The organism is Novosphingobium sp. (assembly GCF_024642085.1).
Taxonomy (GTDB): Bacteria; Pseudomonadota; Alphaproteobacteria; order Sphingomonadales; family Sphingomonadaceae; genus Novosphingobium.
In genome coordinates, this window is record NZ_JAHEBV010000002.1 from 1 (window position 1) to 17,166 (window position 17,166).

Below are 17,166 nucleotides of genomic sequence, written 5' to 3' on the forward strand. Positions count from 1 at the left end.
TGATCTGCGCCTGCAACGCCGGATCATCCCGCAAAGTGGTTCCAAGTTCAGCCAGCGCTTCGGTAAACTGATTGCCCAGTCCGGCGCCGGGCTGGCGCAGGCGTTTAATCATTCCGAGCCGTATTCGTTCCCATACGCCTTGCCACCAGCTTGCCACAGCGGGATTGGCCAGCACTTCGCCTTTCAGCCGCTCGACCGTGGCGCGCATTTCCGGATCGTTCAAAAGTTTGTCGGCCAGGCTGGCAAGGCCTTCCTCGATCTTGTCGCGCAAGGGGTGTTCGGGATCGACCATAACTTCGGCAAGCAGCTTGTAGAGCCCGTCAATCACCGAATTGGCCAACCTTTCGTCCAGCCCCGTCCAGCGCAGGACTCCATTGGCACGGTCATGAATGAGTTTTCGGATCAGTTCTTCGTTGTCCTCCAGCGTCAGCCCCGTCCAGCGCACCAGCGCATCGATCACAGGCAGGTGGCGGCGATCGGCAATTGCAGCGGTAAGGAGCTGCCCCAACAGCGGTGCGACTTCCAACTTGCCCACCTGACGCACCAGCCCGCCGCGCACCTGCACCCCCAGCCGTTCCGGATCGAGCGATTCGAGCAGCTGCGCTCCCAGTTCCGCCGCCCCGGTACCGATGCGCGACCCTGCGGCTCCGCCTCCGGGTTCAGCCAGCCAGTTGCCGGCCGCACCCGCCAGGTTCATGCTGTGCAGCCGCCGGGCAACGACCTGCGGGGTCAGGAAATATTCGCGCAGAAAGGCCGCCATCGTATCAGCGATGCGGTCCTTGTTTTCCGGGATGATGGCGGTGTGCGGGATCGGCAGGCCCAGTGGGTGGCGGAACAGCGCCGTAACCGCGAACCAGTCTGCCATGCCGCCAATCATGCCCGCTTCGGCAAAGGCAAGAACATAGCCCCACGCCGGATGCAGGCCAAGAAATTGGCGCGCCACAAAATAAACCCCGGCCATGACTACCAACAGGCTGGTGGCGAACAACCGCATCCGCCGCGCCCGATCGACAAGCGGGATCGGAATGGTTCCGGGCAAGTGCTGGCTGGGAGTAGGTTGCGTCACTCGGCCGGTAATGGCCCGGATTGTCCGCCAAGGCGAGTCGCCGGTACGGTTGCAGGAATTTCGGTTTGTGGGCGGGGCTCGCGGGGTTCGCCTTCGGCATCACCCGGCTGGTAGGTCAGGAGTCGGGTGCGCAGCCACGGGCCGATCCGCTTTTCGAGGCCGTCAGCAAGGCTGAAGCCCGCTGGAACGATAATCAGAGTGAGGACGGTCGATACAACCAGGCCGCCCATCACTACCGTTCCCATCGGCGCGCGCCATGCGCCGTCACCCGACAGCGAAAGTGCGGTCGGAACCATCCCTGCGGTCATCGCCACGGTGGTCATCACGATTGGTTGCGCGCGCTTGTGCCCGGCATCCTTGATCGCCTGCAGCTTGGGCACGCCGCGTGCCATCTCCTCGATCGCGAAGTCGATCAGCAGGATCGAGTTCTTGGCGACAATACCCAACAGCATCAGCAAACCGATGTAGACCGGCATCGATATCGGCTGGCCGATCAGGACCAAGGCCAAAAGACCGCCCAGAGGGGCGAGCAGCAGCGATGTCATGTTGACCAGCGGCGACACGAAGCGGTGATAAAGCAGCACCAGCACCGCAAAGACCAGCAGGATGCCAGAAATGACGGCATAGATGAAGTTCATCACCAATTCGCCCTGCCATTTCTCGTCGCCTACAGGGGCGTTTGAAACCCCTTGCGGCAAGTTCTTCATGATCGGCAAGGCCTGAATTTTTTCCGTGACTGTGCCCTTGACCGCTCCTTCGGCCAGGTCGGCGCCAACAAAGATCCGGCGCGATTGGTTGTAGCGTTGAATCTGCGTGGGGCCGGCACCAAAGGTTACTTCCGCCACCCGGCTGAGCGGTACCGATCCGCCGGTCGCCGTGGGCACCGGCAGGTTCTGGATCGTCGCAATGTCGCGCCGCGCTTCGCGGGGCAGGATTACCCGGATCGGTACCTGTCGGTTGCTGAGCGAGAACTTGGCCGCATTCTGATCAATCTCACCCTGCGTTGCAATGCGGATCGCCTGGCTGAGTGACGCTGTTGTCACACCGAGCTGGGCGGCAATGTCGAGGCGCGGGATGATGACCAGTTCGGGCCGCTTCATGTCCGCGGCGATGCGCGGCGCGACGACGCCGACCACATCGTGCATCTGGTCAGCCAAGGTCTGAGCTGTTTTCTGCAGCAGGTCCGGGTCGCTGCCCGACAGCATGACCGAGATATCGCGACCGGTGCCGAACCCCCCCGATTGCGAGGCAAAAGTGACACGCGCATCAGGGATTGCAGCCAGTGCGGGGGCCAGACGACGCTCGAACTCGATCGAAGTTGTTTCGCGTTCTGCCTTCAGCGTGATGAACAGCCGCGCATTTCCTTCGCGCACACGTTCCATCACCCGTTCAACTTCGGGTTGCCCGCCAATCAGGGCTTCGACCTTGTCGGCGATGAGCAAGGTCTGCTCGATCGTTGTTCCGGGAACTGTCTCGATATTTATCCGGCTGGAATCGTCGTTGATCGTCGGTTGGAACTGCTGCGGGATGTTGGTTAGCAGCGCAAAGGTGAGCACCAGCGCGACGAGGCCCATGCCAAACGCCCAAACGCGGTGATCGCCTTTCAGTCGCGCACCCACACGTGCCTTGAAATACGCGTGGTATCGGCCAAGTCCGCCGCCCAATTTGCCCGCAAGCCGGCTGAGCAAAGCGCCGGCGGCAAAGGCGGCGACGATCATGACCAATAGGGTCAGCGGTACGCGGATCAGCGCGGAAAGCTCAAGCGGGGCCAGCACCTTGGTCAAGCCCATCCGACCGGCCAGGGCGGCGATCACCGAAACAACTATCAGAACCAGTTCGAACAGGTAATAGGCCCAATACCCGCGTTGACGCTCAACCCGGGCGCGAATGGCCTCGGCCTTCGAGGTATCAAGCGTCCACGAAAGCACGCGGGTGTAAAAGTCCATCATGCGGCCTTCGCCGTGGCTTTCCTCTCCGTGAGACTTGAGGAAATAGGCCGCGACCATCGGCGTTATCATGCGCGCGACAGCCAGTGATACCAGAACTGCGGCGACGATCGTCAGGCCGAAGTTTTTGAAGAACTGCCCCGAAATGCCCGGCATCAGGCCAACCGGCAGGAAAACCGCGACGATACACATCGTGGTCGCCACCACCGCCAGGCCGATTTCGTCAGCCGCATCAATGGACGCCTGATAAGCTGTCTTGCCCATGCGCATGTGGCGCACGATGTTTTCGATCTCGACGATGGCATCGTCGACCAGCACGCCTGCAACCAGACTGAGTGCCAACAGCGAGAGGCTGTTGAGGTTGAACCCCATCAGGCTCATGAACCAGAAGGTCGGTATCGCCGACAAGGGGATCGCGATTGCGCTGATGATCGTAGCGCGCCAATCGCGCAGGAAGAAAAACACCACGATGATCGCAAGGACGGCGCCTTCGATCATCGCTTCGAGCGAACTGTGATATTGGTCCTTGGTATATTTTACGCTGGTATAAAGCTGAGTGAAGTGGATCCCCGGGTTTTCCTTCTTCAGCTTGTCGATCTCGGCAATTGCGCCGTCGTAGACCGTCACATCGGAAGCACCCTTGGCGCGCTCGATCCCGAAAGTCACAACCTGGCGCCCTGCCATCTTCGCGATCGAAGTCTGTTCGGAATAGCCGTCCGACACGGCAGCTACGTCGCTAAGCCGCACAGTCCTGCCGCCACTGAGCGCGACCTGGGTCTGCGACAACGCATAGGCATCCCGGGCATTGCCCAGCACGCGCACCGACTGGCGCGAACCGGCGATTTCTGCGCGTCCGCCGGCAGCATCGACATTGACCTGGCGGAGTGCAGCGTTGACCTGGCTTGCCGTGACACCCAGGGACTGCATCCGCGCCGGATCGAGTACGACACGGATTTCACGGTCAACCCCGCCAGCACGTTCGACCGAGGCCATCCCGCTTACACCGAGCAGCCGCTTGGCTACGGTATCGTCGACAAACCAGCTGAGCTGTTCCATCGTCATGTCATCGGCGCTGACCGCGAAATAGCCGATTGGGCCGTTGCCGCCGATTTCGACCTTTGAAATCTGTGGTTCGAGAATGCCGTCGGGAAGACTTCCGCGAATCTGGTCAATCGCGTTCTTGACGTCGCTGGTTGCCTCGATCGTGTTGGTCCCGATGGCGAACTGAACGAAAGTATTGCTGGCACCTTCGCTGGCGGTCGACTGGATTTCATCGACCCCGTTGATTGATCGGATTGCCGCTTCGACCTTTTGCGTGATCTGTGTTTCGATCTCGCGCGGTGCTGCGCCGGGCTGCGCAATCGTGACGTTGACAGCGGGAAAGTCGATGTCCGGATTGTCGTTCACATCCATCCGGCTGAACGAGACGACGCCGGCCAGGAGCAAGCCGATGAACAGCACGATCGGAATGATCGGGTTGCGGATCGACCAGGCAGAAATGTTACGAAAGTTCACGCCAGGACCCCTCAGTTGGCCTTGGCCGCTTGCGGCTTGACCGTATCTCCCGGATTGAGGAATCCGCCAGCGCGCAGCACGACCCGTTCTGCACCGTTCAAGCCTTCGATCACCGCGACGCCCTGGCCTGTGACCAGTCCGGTTTTGACAGCGCGGCGCCGGACCTTGTTGGCACTGTCAACGACATAGACATAGCGCCCCTTGTCATCAGACAGGATCGCCGATTCGGGCAGGAGCGGGGCCACGAGCGAGCCAGCATTGATCACTGCGCCGGCGAAGCCGCCAGGTCGCAGTTCAGGGGCATAGGCCAAGGCGATACGCGCGGTGCCCTGCCGCGATTGGGGATCGATTACCGGCGCAACCTGCCAGATTTGTCCGCCGAAGGTGCGGTCCGATCCGACAGGTGTGACTTCGGCTGAAACTCCAGTTGCCAGTTTGGCAAGATCAATTTCGCCGACCTGGGCCAGCAATTCCATCTCGCCGCCCTTCGCGATACTGAACAGCACGCCCGATCCGCCGCTGACTACCTGACCCGGTTCAACCCGCCGCTCCAGTACCAGACCAGCGGCCGGCGCAACCACGTTGAGCCGCGCGGACTGCGCCCGCAGTACGCCCAACTGCGCGCCGGCAACGCGAACCTGAGCATAGGCCCCGTCACGGGTAGCGCGCAAACGATCGACGTCGGCCTTCGAAATGAAGCCCTTGTCGACCAGCTTAAGCGCGCGCTGATAATTGGCTTCAGCCAAATCGGCATTGGCCCGCGCTACCTGGACTTGTGCGCCCTGACTGGCTTGCTGCTGGACCTGTACCGAACGGTCGATGATCGCCAGGACCTGGCCCTGGCGGACCCACTGGCCAGGTTCAACCAGGACGCGGACGATTTGCCCGCCTTCGCCCGGTATGCCCACTGGCAATGCGCGCCGTGCCGCCAGCGTGCCCGTAGCGTTGATCTGGCCGGCTATTGTACCGCTGCCGGGCGAAACCACGCTGACGACAGGAACCTGCGCCTTTGCCGCGTTGGCGCCTTCGCCTGCGCCTCCACTTCTGGTCAGGAACCACACGCCCACGATCACCGCCAGGACAGCCACTATGCCCGCAATCACCAGGATACGGCTACGGCGGTCAGCGTCACCAAGCAGCGGATTACGCTCATCGCTCAATGCAGTGTCGTCACTGCTGATCCGCGTGTCGAAGTTCATTATCCAATGCGCCTTTAGTCTGGTCCGCGGTCCATATCGCCATGGTACAGTGAATTGCGGGGGTTTGCCACTGTGTTACATGGCTATATCACCTTCGCCGACTAATCAAGAGTTACGCGGTGAAGATGACACAACGGCCCGGCGCATAAGCGCCGGGCCGCAGCGAGGCAATAGACGGCTCGGCAGACTGCCGAATGGCTTCGGCAAACAGCGTTGGCCGCAGCTAAGACCTTAGCGAACGCGTCCGCGTCGCACCAGGTTGACGATAGCCAATAAAATGATCGCACCGATGAACGCAGTCAGCAAGGTCATCGGATCGAACGCATCGCCGCGCAGGTGCCCGCCGCCGAAAAACCGGCCCAGCAGGAATCGGCCAAGGATCGAGCCAAGGCAGCCGACGATTACATTGGCTATCATGCCCATCGAGGCATCGCGGTTCATGACCATGCTGGCCAACCAGCCGATAATGCCGCCCACGACCAGGGCGATGATGAGATTGATCATGTTGAGACTCTCCCCTTTTTTCCAAGCCGATCGCTTGCGGCCCACTGCGCACAAAACGAAACGACCGGCCCGAGACTAGGCCGGGCCGGCCGTTCGCGAAAGGGTGATTCTAAATTGCGGTCAGTACTTGAATTGACGCTCGTACAAGTCGCGATAATGCTGCAGCCGGGTTACCCGCAGGCCTTGCATTCCCGAGCGGTCGACTGCCCGCTGCCACGAAGCGAACTCTTCCAGCGTCAGGCTGTAGCGCTCGCACACTTCGTCAATCGTCAAGAGGCCGCCGTTGACCGCCGCGACTACCTCTGCCTTGCGGCGCACGACCCACCGGGTGGTTTCGGGCGCAGGCAGCGATTCGATCGTCAGCGGCTCACCAAGCGGGCCAATTACCATCGCAGGTCGGATTTTCTGGTTCTCGATCATTGTTATCCTTGGCCGCCGCGAGCGGCATGTTCGGCGACAGCGCCATCCATGCCAGCGGCTCCTTTGCGAACTGCTAAATCATTTGGGTTAACGACAGGTGCACCCCAGTGGGCGCCGGTTTGAATATTCACCCACTGCGCAAATGCGCCCGGCTTGATGCGGCCCTGCGATTCGCAGCGCGACAGCTCGCGCCGCGCCGAATGGCCAGCGGCAAGACGGGTTTGCAGCGCGTACCAGTCGATCGCACCGCTCGGACGCGGCATTTCACCGGTCTTAAGGCGCGCCCGAAGGCTGGTCATCAGGTCGGATGCGTACTCCATGTTCGGCGTCTTAGACCGCCACTCGTCAAAATCGGGTAAAGCCCTGTTTTACCTGCCGGTCATATTACTTACCGAATTGCATCACGGCCGCACCAAGCTGCGCACCATAGAGCGTATTTCCCTTCGCGCCGCGCTGCGTGTATGGGCGGCGCGCGATGATGCAGCAGCTTGCCAATCTTGACCTTGCGGACCTGTTCCAGCTTTCTTCGCCCTTGGCGGGCAAGCGAATCGTCGTTGCGATGTCGGGCGGGGTCGACAGTTCGGTGGTGGCTGCACTGGCTGCACGCAGCGGCGCCGAAACCATCGGTATCACGCTCCAGCTTTACGATTATGGCGCCGCGACCGGCCGCAAGGGGGCTTGCTGCGCCGGCGACGATATTCGCGATGCGCGCGCCGTATCAGACCGGCTGGGTATCACCCACTACGTCTTCGACCATGAAAGCGCCTTTCGCGAAGACGTAGTTGAACGCTTTGCCGATGACTATCTGGCTGGCCGCACCCCGATCCCCTGCATCCGTTGCAACATGGGGCCCAAGTTTACCGACCTTCTGCGCATGGCGCGCGAACTGGGTGCGGATTGCCTGGCAACCGGTCACTACGTCCGCCGCGTAGTGGGCGCAGCGGGACCGGAATTGCACCGCGCGCTCGATCCTGCACGTGACCAGTCCTATTTTCTCTATGGCACAACCGAGGCGCAGCTCGATTTTCTGCGCTTTCCGCTGGGCGGTCTGCCCAAATCTGCGGTCCGCCAGATTGCTGACGCCGAAGGTCTGCGCGTCGCCGCCAAACCCGACAGCCAGGACATCTGCTTTGTCCCCGATGGCGACTATGCCAAAATTGTCCGGGCGGTGAGGCCCGAAGGCGTCCGGCCGGGCGAGATAGTCCATGCCGAAACCGGAGCGGTATTGGGCAGCCATGCCGGGATCATCCATTTCACCGTCGGCCAGCGCCGGGGGCTGGAGATCGGCGGCCAGCCCGAACCGCTCTATGTGACCGGCATCGATGCGGCGCAACACCGCGTGCTGGTCGGCCCAAAGCGGCTGCTGGGCGTGGCCAGCGCGGCGATCAGCGACACTAACCGGATTGGTCTGCTGCCCGATGTTCCGCTCAGCGCAAAGGTACGCTCGTTGGCCAGGCCAGTGCCCATCACGCTTGAGGGGCCTCTGGGCGAAGGCGCGGACACCACGATTCGTTTTGCCCAGGCCGAATACGGCGTCGCCCCTGGCCAGGCCGCGGTAATCTATGCCGGGGAACGGGTGGTCGGCGGGGGCTGGATCGAAGCGACCCAGCCCGCCACCTGACACCAGCGCCCTATTTCACATCGATGAAGGGAAGCGGTCCGCCGCCGGCATAAGTCGGCAATTTACCGTCCCACTTTTCCACAGCGCGCAGCTTGACGATTTCAGGGTTGGTGCGGATCGCCTGGGCTTCGACCTGGATCGCCTCGGCATCGCCTTTGGCTTTGGCAATGCGCGCGTCGGCATTGGCCGCGGCGGTGGCGACATTGGCCTGTGCTGCCAGCGCAGCCTGTTCGTTGGCAATCTTGGCGTTGATCTGTTCCAGCACCTGCTGGGGCACCTGAATGTTCCCGGCCCAGTAAATCTGCTCTACCTCGAGCCCGACCGGGCCAAAGAAGCGCTGCACTGCGGCCTGGGCCGTCTGGACCAATTCGGCCTTGTGATCGCCATATATCTGTTCAACCCCCAGTTGCGATGCGCGTTCGACGATCGCATTGCGGATTGAATTACGCAGCGGGCCGGAAATGATCTGGTCCATATCAGTACGGTACCGCTGGAACAGGATCGGTGCCTTGCCCGGATCGACGTGGTAACTGACCGCCACGTCAGCCTTTAGCGATAGACCGTTCTTGTCCTGAAAGCCGAAGCTTTCATCAATCGGGCTTTGTTCGGTCGGCGATCCGGTCCAGGTATAGGTGCGCGTAAAGACCGGATACTCATAAATTTTCGTGCCCGGCGGCGCGAAATACCAGCCCACTCCCAGCGGGTGGGTGGAAACCCCGCCCGCGATATTGTTGACACGGATCCCGACGTTGCCAGGTTCAACCTGGGCAAATGTGCTGAACAGCAAAGTTCCTGCGGCGACTGCACCAAAAATCATCCCGGCCCGTCCCGCCAGCGGTCCGAACGCCCGGCGCAGGGCACCCTGATGGCCGGTCTGCGCATCATCGTCATCGTTTGTATATGCCATACCGTGTTACTCCCATGCGGGGGATCAGTCGCCCCCCCGAGCGCGATTCGGGCCGCTCAAAATAAGAGGTTGGCGCACGGGAACGCATCCCGCGGGGTTGTCATGGTCTGTGGGTTCGGGAAGCCGGCGCGGGGGCTGCCAAGCAAGGATGGCAGCACGGGCGAAGGCGACGAAAGCAACAGCCTAGAAGCAGAACCGACCATTGGCGGTCAACAATTCTGCACAATCTCAAGCCCTGAAACGCCGCTACTCCAACTCCTTGATCGGTTCGATAGCGCTGAATTTATCGCCGCCTGCAAAGGCTGCAATCGAAACCCGACATTGAAGACTCTGAAATCGGCGCAACAGCCGTTGCATTTCATGCAATCAGCGCGTCCACGGCTTCAATCGGCAACCCTCGCCTTCGCGGTAGGTGGCGGTATCGCTGGCCAGAAGGGGAAAGCGGGCCGTCACGCTTTTAGCCGCGCTGTTTTCGCTCAGCATGATCAGTTGCATGCCGTCCTCAAAATCCTTGCGGCAATCCCCAAGACTACGGCCACCTTCGAACCGGCACGAACAGGCCACCCGCGCGCCATAAGCGGTGCCGACGCGGGCATAGCCGTTCAGGGGCTGCCAGAACCACGCCAGCGCAGCAGCCAGGGCAAGCATGGCCAGCCACACGATTTGCCGGCGGCGGCGGGGACGACGGGGAGCGGCGGGGTTATCGGTTGCCATTGCTGGGCCTTTGGGCAAGGGATGCGCGCCATGGGATCGCGCCGCCTGCCCCTTATCCTGCCCTTGGCTCTCCTGCCAGCCCTGTTGGGCTGTTCAGGCGACAATGCAGCACCTGCGCTGCCGCCGTTGACCAGCGCCGCTCTGAGCGCGGTGGTGGACAAGCCCGGTGTAAATCGCGATGCGCTCGCCCGCAGTGTGGACCGACTGTTCGCGGCGCCCGACACAAGCGAAACTCGCGCCGTAGTGGTGATGAGGGACGGCCACATCGTGGCCGAACGTTATGCCCCCGGCTATCATGAGAATACGCGCTTCATATCCTGGTCGATGGCAAAATCGGTCACCGGGGTGATGATTGGCATGTTGGTATCCGACGGCCGCCTGCGACTGGACGAGACCGCCCCAGTCCCGGCTTGGCAACGCCCCGGCGATCCGCGCGGCGAGATTACACTGCGCCAGCTGTTGCAGATGAGGTCAGGCCTGCGCCACGTTGAGGCAGAGGGTGCGCCCTACCTGACCGATACCGCGCGAATGCTGTTCATGGATGGGCGCGACGACACCGCCGCTTATGCGGAAGCACAACCGCTCGAGGCCGAACCAGGTGCCAAGTGGGAATATTCGACAGCTACCTCAATAATCCTGTCTGATCTTGCAGCCCGGTCGCTGACGACCAGCACCGATCCTGCCGAACGGCGCCGCGTGGTGCATGATTACCTCCAAACGCGTATGTTCGAACCGATCGGCATGAAAAGCATGATTGCTGAATTCGACGCGGCAGGCACGTTACTGGGCGGCAGCCTGATGCACGGCACCGCGCGCGACTGGGCCCGTTTTGGCGAGTTTTTGCGCAATCGCGGCGCGGTCAAGGGCGCACAACTGGTGCCAACTACCTGGATCGATTTCATGACCCGGCCCAGCCCGCGCAATCAGGGGTACGGCGCCCAGATCTGGCTTAACCGTCCGCAAGCTGGCGACGGCCACCTGGAATGGCCTGGCGCGCCTGCCTCGACCTTTTCGATGAACGGCCATCTGGGACAGTTTGTAGCGGTTGCGCCGACCAAAGGCGTGGTCGTGGTCCGCCTTGGCAAGACCGCCGAAGGTGCCCATGCTCCGGTGCGTAGTGCCATGGCGCAGATCATCCAGCTGTTTCCCCAGACTGCCGCACCGCAAAAGGACCCTGCCAAGTGAGCCAACATGAAGGTCAGTACAAAGCTGCCCCCCAACCTATTTATTCGCTGACCGGCAAACGTGTCTGGGTTGCGGGACACACTGGCATGGTGGGGTCTGCCATCGTCCGCCGGTTGGCTGATGAAAGGTGCGAAGTGCTTGTCGCCGATCGCGCTAGCCTAAACTTGACAGACCAACGCGCCGTCCTTGGCTGGATGCATAGTCATCGTCCTCAGGCCGTTTTTCTGGCAGCGGCAAAGGTCGGCGGAATCCTAGCTAATTCAACTTTCCCTGTCGATTTCCTTCGCGACAATCTGCTTATCGAAACCGCGATTTTAGCCGCGGCGGAATCAGTGGGCGTCGAAAAGCTGCTGTTTCTTGGCTCGTCATGCATCTATCCACGCGATGCCGCGCAGCCGATCCGTGAGGAAGCCTTGCTGACCGGGCCACTCGAGACGACAAACGAATGGTACGCCATCGCCAAGATTGCCGGGATAAAACTAGCCCAAGCATATCGTCAGCAATTCGGCTGCGACTTTATTAGCGCAATGCCGACCAATCTTTATGGCCCTGGAGACAATTACGATCCCGAGGGCGGTCATGTTATGCCGGCCCTGGTCCGCAAGGTACACGAAGCTAAATTGAATCAGAGCCCGGTGGAGATTTGGGGAAGCGGAACTGCGCTGCGCGAATTCCTGTACGTCGATGACTGCGCCGATGCCTGCATTCACTTGATGGAGCATTACTCGGGCGCAGGGCACGTCAATGTCGGTGCCGGCAAGGATATCGCGATCATCGATTTGACGCAGGTTGTGATGGATGTGTTGGGCTATCACGCGACCATCGTGACCGATCCGTCCCGGCCTGACGGCACACCGCGTAAACTGCTGGACGGGTCAAAGCTTGCCGCACTTGGCTGGGCGCCAAAAGTCGGCCTCAAGGAAGGAATCGCCCGCAGTTATTCGGCATTCCTGGCCGGAGAGGGCCGCAACGCGTGAGTTTTCAGGCGCTGCGCTGATGCGCGGCGAGCAGATCTTCGGCAGCAATCCCGGTTTCGTCGATCAGCCCTTCGGGATCGGGATGGATCAGGATCTCTATCCCGGGAAACTCGGCCAGCAGCTTGGCTTCGATCTCGTCCATCACGTGGTGGGCCTGACGCACGGTCATGTGCGGATCTACCGAGACATGGAACTGGACGAAATCTCGGTCGCCCGACGAACGCGTGCGCAGGTCGTGAAGGCCCTTGAGTTCAGGGTGGCGGGCGACGACTTCAAGAAAGCGCGCCTTCTTGGCATCATCCCATTCATGATCCATCAGCTGCTCGATCGCTGCTTGCGACGCGCCCCACGCACCCCAGCCCAGCCACGCGGCGATGCCAAGGCCGAACAGCGGATCAGCGCCGGCGATTCCCGCATACTGGTCCAGTGCCAGCGCCGCGATTACGGCTAGATTTAGAAGCAGGTCCGATTTGTAATGCAAGTGATCGGTGCTGATCGCGATACTGCCAGTCTGGCGGATAACGTAGCGCTGCCAAGCCAGCAGCGCGAGAGTTGCCGCCATGGCAATCAGCGAGACGATGATCCCGCCCTCTGCGCCTTCGGGGCGAGCTTCGCCAATCAATTGGCTGATCGCCCGCGCAGCCAGCGTCAATGCGGAGATCGAGATCAGCACGACCTGGAACATGGCTGCTAGTGCCTCTGCCTTGCCATGGCCGAACCGGTGGTTTTCGTCCGCAGGTTGGGCCGCTACCCACACCCCCGCCAGCGTCGCCAGGCTGGCAACCAGGTCGAGTACGGTGTCGGCCAGGCTACCAAGCATGGCGGTTGAACCCGTTGTCCACGCCGCCCAGACCTTCAACGCAACCAATAGCAGTGCGACAGAAATCGATGCCAGGGCAGCGCTGCGGTTAAGGCGTCCCGCGTCGGTCATGGGTAAAGCAGCGCGCTGGTCCAGCCGCCGTCCGCGCCCGCAACGAAGCGGCGCCGTTCGTGAAGACGAAAAGGCCGGTCCATCCAGAACTCAAACGCGGAGGGAGTCAGGCAAAACCCTGTCCAGTGGGCGGGCCGCTGGATCTTGCCGACCAGGTTAGCAGCAGTAACCCGGGCAATCCTGGCCAAAAACTCGCCCCGTGAGGCCAGTGGACGCGACTGGTCGGACGCAATTGCGCCCAATTGCGAATCGCGGCTGCGGCTGGCGAAATAGGCGTCAGCCATGGCAGGATCGACTTCAGCCACAGTCCCTTCGATGCGGATCTGGCGGCGCAGCGATTTCCAATGGAACAGCATCGCGGCCTGCGGGTTGGCGTGAAGTTCGTTGCCTTTGCGGCTTTGGCCATTGGTATAGAACACGAACCCGCCCCGGCTGCCCAGGTGCGGCCCGTGGTCCTTCAGCAGCACCATCCGCACCGAAGGCGCCGCATCGGGCGTTGCTGTGGCCAAAGCCACGGCATCAGGATCGTTGGGTTCACTGCTGCGGGCATCATTGTACCATGCGCTGAACAGCGCAAAAGGGTCTGATCCGGTAATCGCATCGGCATTGTCCATAGCCTTCGCATAGCGGCGCAAACCGGGCTAGAAAAGCGCGACCGTCTCGCAATAAGCGAATGGCGGCTTGCCGGATCGGGTGCGGACACTTAGCTAGCCTTGATGGCCGATCCCTATTCGATCCTGGGCGTAGCCCGCAGTGCGACCGAGAAAGACATCAAGTCTGCCTATCGCAAGCTGGCAAAAGAGCTCCACCCCGATCGCAATACCGATAACCCAAAGGCTGCTGAACGCTTTGGCGAAATCACGCGCGCCTATGATCTGTTGTCCGACAAGGACAAGCGGGCCCGCTTTGATCGCGGCGAAATCGACATCGACGGCAATCCCAGCATGCCTTTCGGATACGGCGGCGGCGCAGGACAGGGTGGCGGATTCGCCGGCGCCGGACAGCGCGGATTTCGCGCCGATGGGTTTGAGGGAATGACCGGTGAGGGGATCGACCTGGGCGATATTTTCGATGGCCTGTTCGGTGGACGAGGCGGCATGGGTGGCGGGTTTGGCGGGTCGCAGCCCGGTGGCCGCCGCGGTCCAGCACCAAAGGGTGCTTCGGTGCAATACAAGCTGGGCGTGCCGCTGACCGATGTGGCATTGCTCCACACCCAGCGCATAACCCTGTCGGACGGTAAAACCATTGACCTGAAGCTGCCGCCCGGGATCGAGGACGGCATGCAAATGCGGCTGACCGGTAAGGGCCAGGCCGGTCCCGGCGGGAGCGGCGATGCCCTGGTGACGATCCAGTTCCAGCCCCACCCTTTTTTCCGGCGCGATGGGGACAACCTGCGGATCGACTTGCCGATCAGCCTGGACGAGGCGGTGAGCGGGGCAAAGGTGCGCGTGCCCACTGCTGAAGGTGCGGTGATGCTCACCGTGGCCCCCGGCTCCAGTTCCGGCAAGACGCTGCGCCTAAAGGGCAAAGGGTTCACCCGCAAGGACGGTACCCGGGGCGATCAGCTCATAACGCTGGAAGTGCAGCTACCCGAACAGGACGAGGATCTCGTCCGCCGGCTTGATGGTTGGCGTGATCCGCGCAACCTGCGTGCGCGCCTGGGCGTCTGAGGGGCGGGCTGCGCGCTGATGGAAGAGCGTCCGCTGGTTGATGGCAACCTGCCCCCCCTAACCCCGCCCGACCTTTCCCCCGAAGCTCGCCGCAAGCGCGCGTTGCGTCTGCGCGCTGGGCTGCAGGAAACACTTGACGAACACGTCGGACCACAAGGCAAGTTCTGGGAGACGCGGTTCTTCAAGGTATTTAACCGGGTCTGGACCGGAGCCTATCACGACGGGTTCATCCATGCGGGCAACCTGGCCTATATGGCGATCCTGGCGCTGTTTCCCTTTTTCATAACTGTCGGCGCCGGATTTTCGCTGATCGGCGAGCAATCGCAGCGTGAAGAATCGGTTCACGCCTTTCTTCTGGGTTTGCCTCCAGTGGTGGCGAACGCGCTTGAACCGGTCGCGCAGGACGTGGTGGCAGCCCGCAGCGGCTGGCTTTTATGGGCGGGTGCCATCGTCGGACTGTGGACTGTGGGCAGCCTGATCGAAACGATCCGCGACATCCTGCGCCGTGCCTATGGGACTCAGTCAATGCACGCATTTTGGCGCTATCGCCTGTCATCGACAGGTGTGATCATTGTCGCCGTAATTGCCATGGTCTTTGCCCTGTTGGTGCAGGTGGCCATTGGCGCTGCACAGCAGGTCATCGAACATTCGCTGCCCCGACTGGGCGGCTGGATCGGCACTCTGACTACGTCGCGGCTCGTTCCCGCGGCGATCATCTATCTGTCTCTGTGGCTACTGTTCCTGACGCTGACACCCACCGCCTATCGCGGCAAAGCCTATCCCAAGTGGCCCGGCGCGTTGCTGGTTACAGTGTGGTGGGTTGCTGTCACCATGGCCCTGCCTGCCGTTCTGCAACGCTTTTTCACATACGATTTGACTTACGGCAGCTTGGCCGGCGTGATGATCGCACTTTTCTTTTTCTGGCTGGTCGGCCTAGGAATGGTCATGGGCGCCGAACTGAACGCAGCGCTGACCGAAAGCCCCGAGGAACGGGATGCAATCGGGCAGAAGGATAACCGCCAACGCGCCACTGGCGCCGCGCCGGGACGACACGGACCGCAAGGATAGACGCATGACCGGACTGATGCAGGGCAAACGGGGGCTGATAATGGGCCTCGCCAATGACAAGTCACTGGCCTGGGGAATTGCCCAGAAGCTACACCAACAGGGCGCAGAACTGGCCATATCCTATCAGGGCGAGGTAATGGAAAAGCGAGTGCGCCCGCTGGCTGAGCAGCTGGGCTGCGATTTTCTGATAGACTGCGACGTGTCGACCGAAGCAGAGCTGGACAAGGCTTTCGCCGCACTGGCCGCGCGCTGGCCCAGCATCGATTTCGTGGTCCACGCGATCGGCTATACCAACAAGGAAGCGCTGCGCGGCCACTATGCCGATGTCGGCCTCGACGATTTCCTGATGACCATGAATATCTCAGTGTTCAGCTTTACCGCAGTGGCGCGCCGCGCGGCGGCGATGATGCCGGCCTTCGATCCCGAAACTGGCAGCGGCGGCGGCGCGATGCTGACGCTGTCATATTACGGCGCGGAAAAGGTAGTGCCCCACTACAATGTAATGGGCGTGGCCAAGGCGGCGCTTGAAACCAGTGTGAAATACCTGGCCAACGATTTTGGACCACAGGGAATCCGGGTCAATTCGATTTCGGCAGGACCCATCAAGACTCTTGCAGCCAGCGGGATCGGCGATTTCCGGTACATTCTGAAATGGAACGAATACAATGCGCCGCTGCGGCGCAATGTCACTATCGCCGATGTTGGCGGAGCAGCGGTTTACCTGCTGTCCGATCTGGCCTCGGGTGTGACGGGCGAAAACCACCACGTCGATGCAGGCTACCACACCATCGGCATGAAGCAGGAAGACGCGCCCGACATCGCGCTGGGATAGACCGGATTACGGTTTGGGCGGAGCTTTCTTGGCGGCCTCAGCCTCTTCCAGCGCTTGCTGACGGGCGAGATAGTCCTTTTCCGCCTGCTCAACGCGCCTTTGCGTTTCGGCCGCGTCGGCATCGATGGTGGCCAGACGTTTGGCGCGTTCGGCTGCGATCAGCTCTGCCATCTTGACGTCGGAACCGGTCGCCTTTTCCTTGTAGGCGTCGTTGATCAACTTGCTAGTGCAGCCGGTAAATCCGCCAGGTCCGACCGGCGAACAGCTTTGCGTACCGCCGCGCCCGACGGTTTCGTAGGCAAGCACCTTGTTCGTCCATGCCTCGTTCTGTGGTGAGGTTGATTCGCGAAGGATCGTTGGGATACGGTATCGTTCGCTCTCCGCCTTGCGCGCACAGACCACGATCTCGTCCCCTTGGCCTGCCGGACATTCATCATCGCCGTAAACGATCAACTGGTTGACCTTGGGTTCGGCCGCTTGCTGCGCGGCGGCAGGCGCGGACAAGCCGGCAAAGGCAGTCACCAGGGCAAGTCCGGTCAGGCTGTGGCGGATCACGGGGTCTACTCCTTCAATCGCGGCGATACGGCTATCCATATAGGGCGCCCACGCGG

Annotated in this window: 17 protein-coding genes; 6 read left to right on the forward strand and 11 right to left on the reverse strand. The window is 61.5% G+C overall.

The annotated features are described in order from the left end of the window. The 6 genes from Q0L62_RS00920 to Q0L62_RS00945 form a co-directional block, all read right to left on the reverse strand. Positions 1-994: DUF445 domain-containing protein (locus Q0L62_RS00920; RefSeq protein WP_296675527.1), on the reverse strand; the 994-nt coding region annotated here is incomplete at its 3' end. A 68-nt stretch (positions 995-1,062) separates the two neighbouring features. Beyond that, entirely contained in the window at positions 1,063-4,527 is a 3,465-nt protein-coding gene (locus Q0L62_RS00925; RefSeq protein ID WP_296675123.1) for an efflux RND transporter permease subunit, read from the reverse strand. Positions 4,528-4,538: 11 nt separating this feature from the next. Then, positions 4,539-5,726, reverse strand: coding sequence for an efflux RND transporter periplasmic adaptor subunit (locus tag Q0L62_RS00930; RefSeq protein WP_296675126.1), 1,188 nt, complete (start codon positions 5,724-5,726; stop codon positions 4,539-4,541). Positions 5,727-5,957: 231 nt separating this feature from the next. After that, positions 5,958-6,230 (reverse strand): GlsB/YeaQ/YmgE family stress response membrane protein, encoded by a 273-nt coding sequence (locus Q0L62_RS00935; RefSeq protein WP_296675128.1) that lies wholly within the window; start codon positions 6,228-6,230, stop codon positions 5,958-5,960. 120 nt (positions 6,231-6,350) lie between these two features. Continuing rightward, the gene (locus tag Q0L62_RS00940; protein ID WP_296675131.1) at positions 6,351-6,650 is read right to left on the reverse strand and encodes a DUF1153 domain-containing protein; all 300 of its coding nucleotides are present in this window, start codon (positions 6,648-6,650) and stop codon (positions 6,351-6,353) included. Between the two features lie 2 nt (positions 6,651-6,652). Beyond that, positions 6,653-6,970, reverse strand: coding sequence for a hypothetical protein (locus Q0L62_RS00945; protein ID WP_296675133.1), 318 nt, complete (start codon positions 6,968-6,970; stop codon positions 6,653-6,655). 155 nt (positions 6,971-7,125) lie between these two features. On the opposite strand from Q0L62_RS00945, the gene mnmA reads away from it, so the two are divergent. Next, the gene (gene mnmA / locus Q0L62_RS00950; protein ID WP_296675137.1) at positions 7,126-8,271 is read left to right on the forward strand and encodes a tRNA 2-thiouridine(34) synthase MnmA; all 1,146 of its coding nucleotides are present in this window, start codon (positions 7,126-7,128) and stop codon (positions 8,269-8,271) included. Between the two features lie 10 nt (positions 8,272-8,281). On the opposite strand, the gene Q0L62_RS00955 is transcribed toward mnmA, so the two are convergent. Together Q0L62_RS00955 and Q0L62_RS00960 are read right to left on the reverse strand one after the other, a co-directional pair. Beyond that, positions 8,282-9,178, reverse strand: a complete 897-nt coding sequence (locus Q0L62_RS00955; protein WP_296675140.1) for an SPFH domain-containing protein — start codon at positions 9,176-9,178, stop codon at positions 8,282-8,284. 366 nt (positions 9,179-9,544) lie between these two features. Continuing rightward, positions 9,545-9,892 carry a hypothetical protein gene (locus Q0L62_RS00960; RefSeq protein WP_296675143.1) on the reverse strand — a complete coding sequence of 116 codons (348 nt, stop codon included), beginning with the start codon at positions 9,890-9,892 and terminating at the stop codon, positions 9,545-9,547. 30 nt (positions 9,893-9,922) lie between these two features. Between Q0L62_RS00960 and Q0L62_RS00965 the strand changes: the two genes are divergently transcribed. Further along, complete coding sequence (locus tag Q0L62_RS00965; protein ID WP_296675145.1) at positions 9,923-11,077, forward strand: serine hydrolase; 1,155 nt, start codon at positions 9,923-9,925, stop codon at positions 11,075-11,077. Next, positions 11,074-12,054, forward strand: coding sequence for a GDP-L-fucose synthase family protein (locus tag Q0L62_RS00970; protein WP_367183236.1), 981 nt, complete (start codon positions 11,074-11,076; stop codon positions 12,052-12,054). The genes Q0L62_RS00965 and Q0L62_RS00970 overlap by 4 nt, the downstream gene beginning before the upstream one ends. A gap of 4 nt (positions 12,055-12,058) precedes the next feature. Here Q0L62_RS00970 and Q0L62_RS00975 read toward each other — a convergent pair whose 3' ends face one another. Next, positions 12,059-12,985: a cation diffusion facilitator family transporter gene (locus Q0L62_RS00975; RefSeq protein ID WP_296675148.1), complete on the reverse strand. Its 927-nt coding sequence runs from the start codon at positions 12,983-12,985 to the stop codon at positions 12,059-12,061. Next, positions 12,982-13,599 (reverse strand): pyridoxamine 5'-phosphate oxidase, encoded by a 618-nt coding sequence (pdxH, locus tag Q0L62_RS00980; RefSeq protein ID WP_296675150.1) that lies wholly within the window; start codon positions 13,597-13,599, stop codon positions 12,982-12,984. The genes Q0L62_RS00975 and pdxH overlap by 4 nt, the downstream gene beginning before the upstream one ends. 102 nt (positions 13,600-13,701) lie before the next feature. Between pdxH and Q0L62_RS00985 the strand changes: the two genes are divergently transcribed. From Q0L62_RS00985 to Q0L62_RS00995, 3 genes are read left to right on the forward strand one after another with little or no spacing between them, the layout of a single operon-like run. Beyond that, positions 13,702-14,655, forward strand: a complete 954-nt coding sequence (locus Q0L62_RS00985; RefSeq protein WP_296675152.1) for a DnaJ C-terminal domain-containing protein — start codon at positions 13,702-13,704, stop codon at positions 14,653-14,655. Positions 14,656-14,673: 18 nt separating this feature from the next. After that, positions 14,674-15,723: a YihY/virulence factor BrkB family protein gene (locus tag Q0L62_RS00990; protein ID WP_296675155.1), complete on the forward strand. Its 1,050-nt coding sequence runs from the start codon at positions 14,674-14,676 to the stop codon at positions 15,721-15,723. A 4-nt stretch (positions 15,724-15,727) separates the two neighbouring features. After that, complete coding sequence (locus Q0L62_RS00995; RefSeq protein WP_296675157.1) at positions 15,728-16,555, forward strand: SDR family oxidoreductase; 828 nt, start codon at positions 15,728-15,730, stop codon at positions 16,553-16,555. Positions 16,556-16,561: 6 nt separating this feature from the next. On the opposite strand, the gene Q0L62_RS01000 is transcribed toward Q0L62_RS00995, so the two are convergent. Further along, positions 16,562-17,149: a hypothetical protein gene (locus Q0L62_RS01000; protein ID WP_296675158.1), complete on the reverse strand. Its 588-nt coding sequence runs from the start codon at positions 17,147-17,149 to the stop codon at positions 16,562-16,564. Positions 17,150-17,166: the final 17 nt, after the last annotated feature.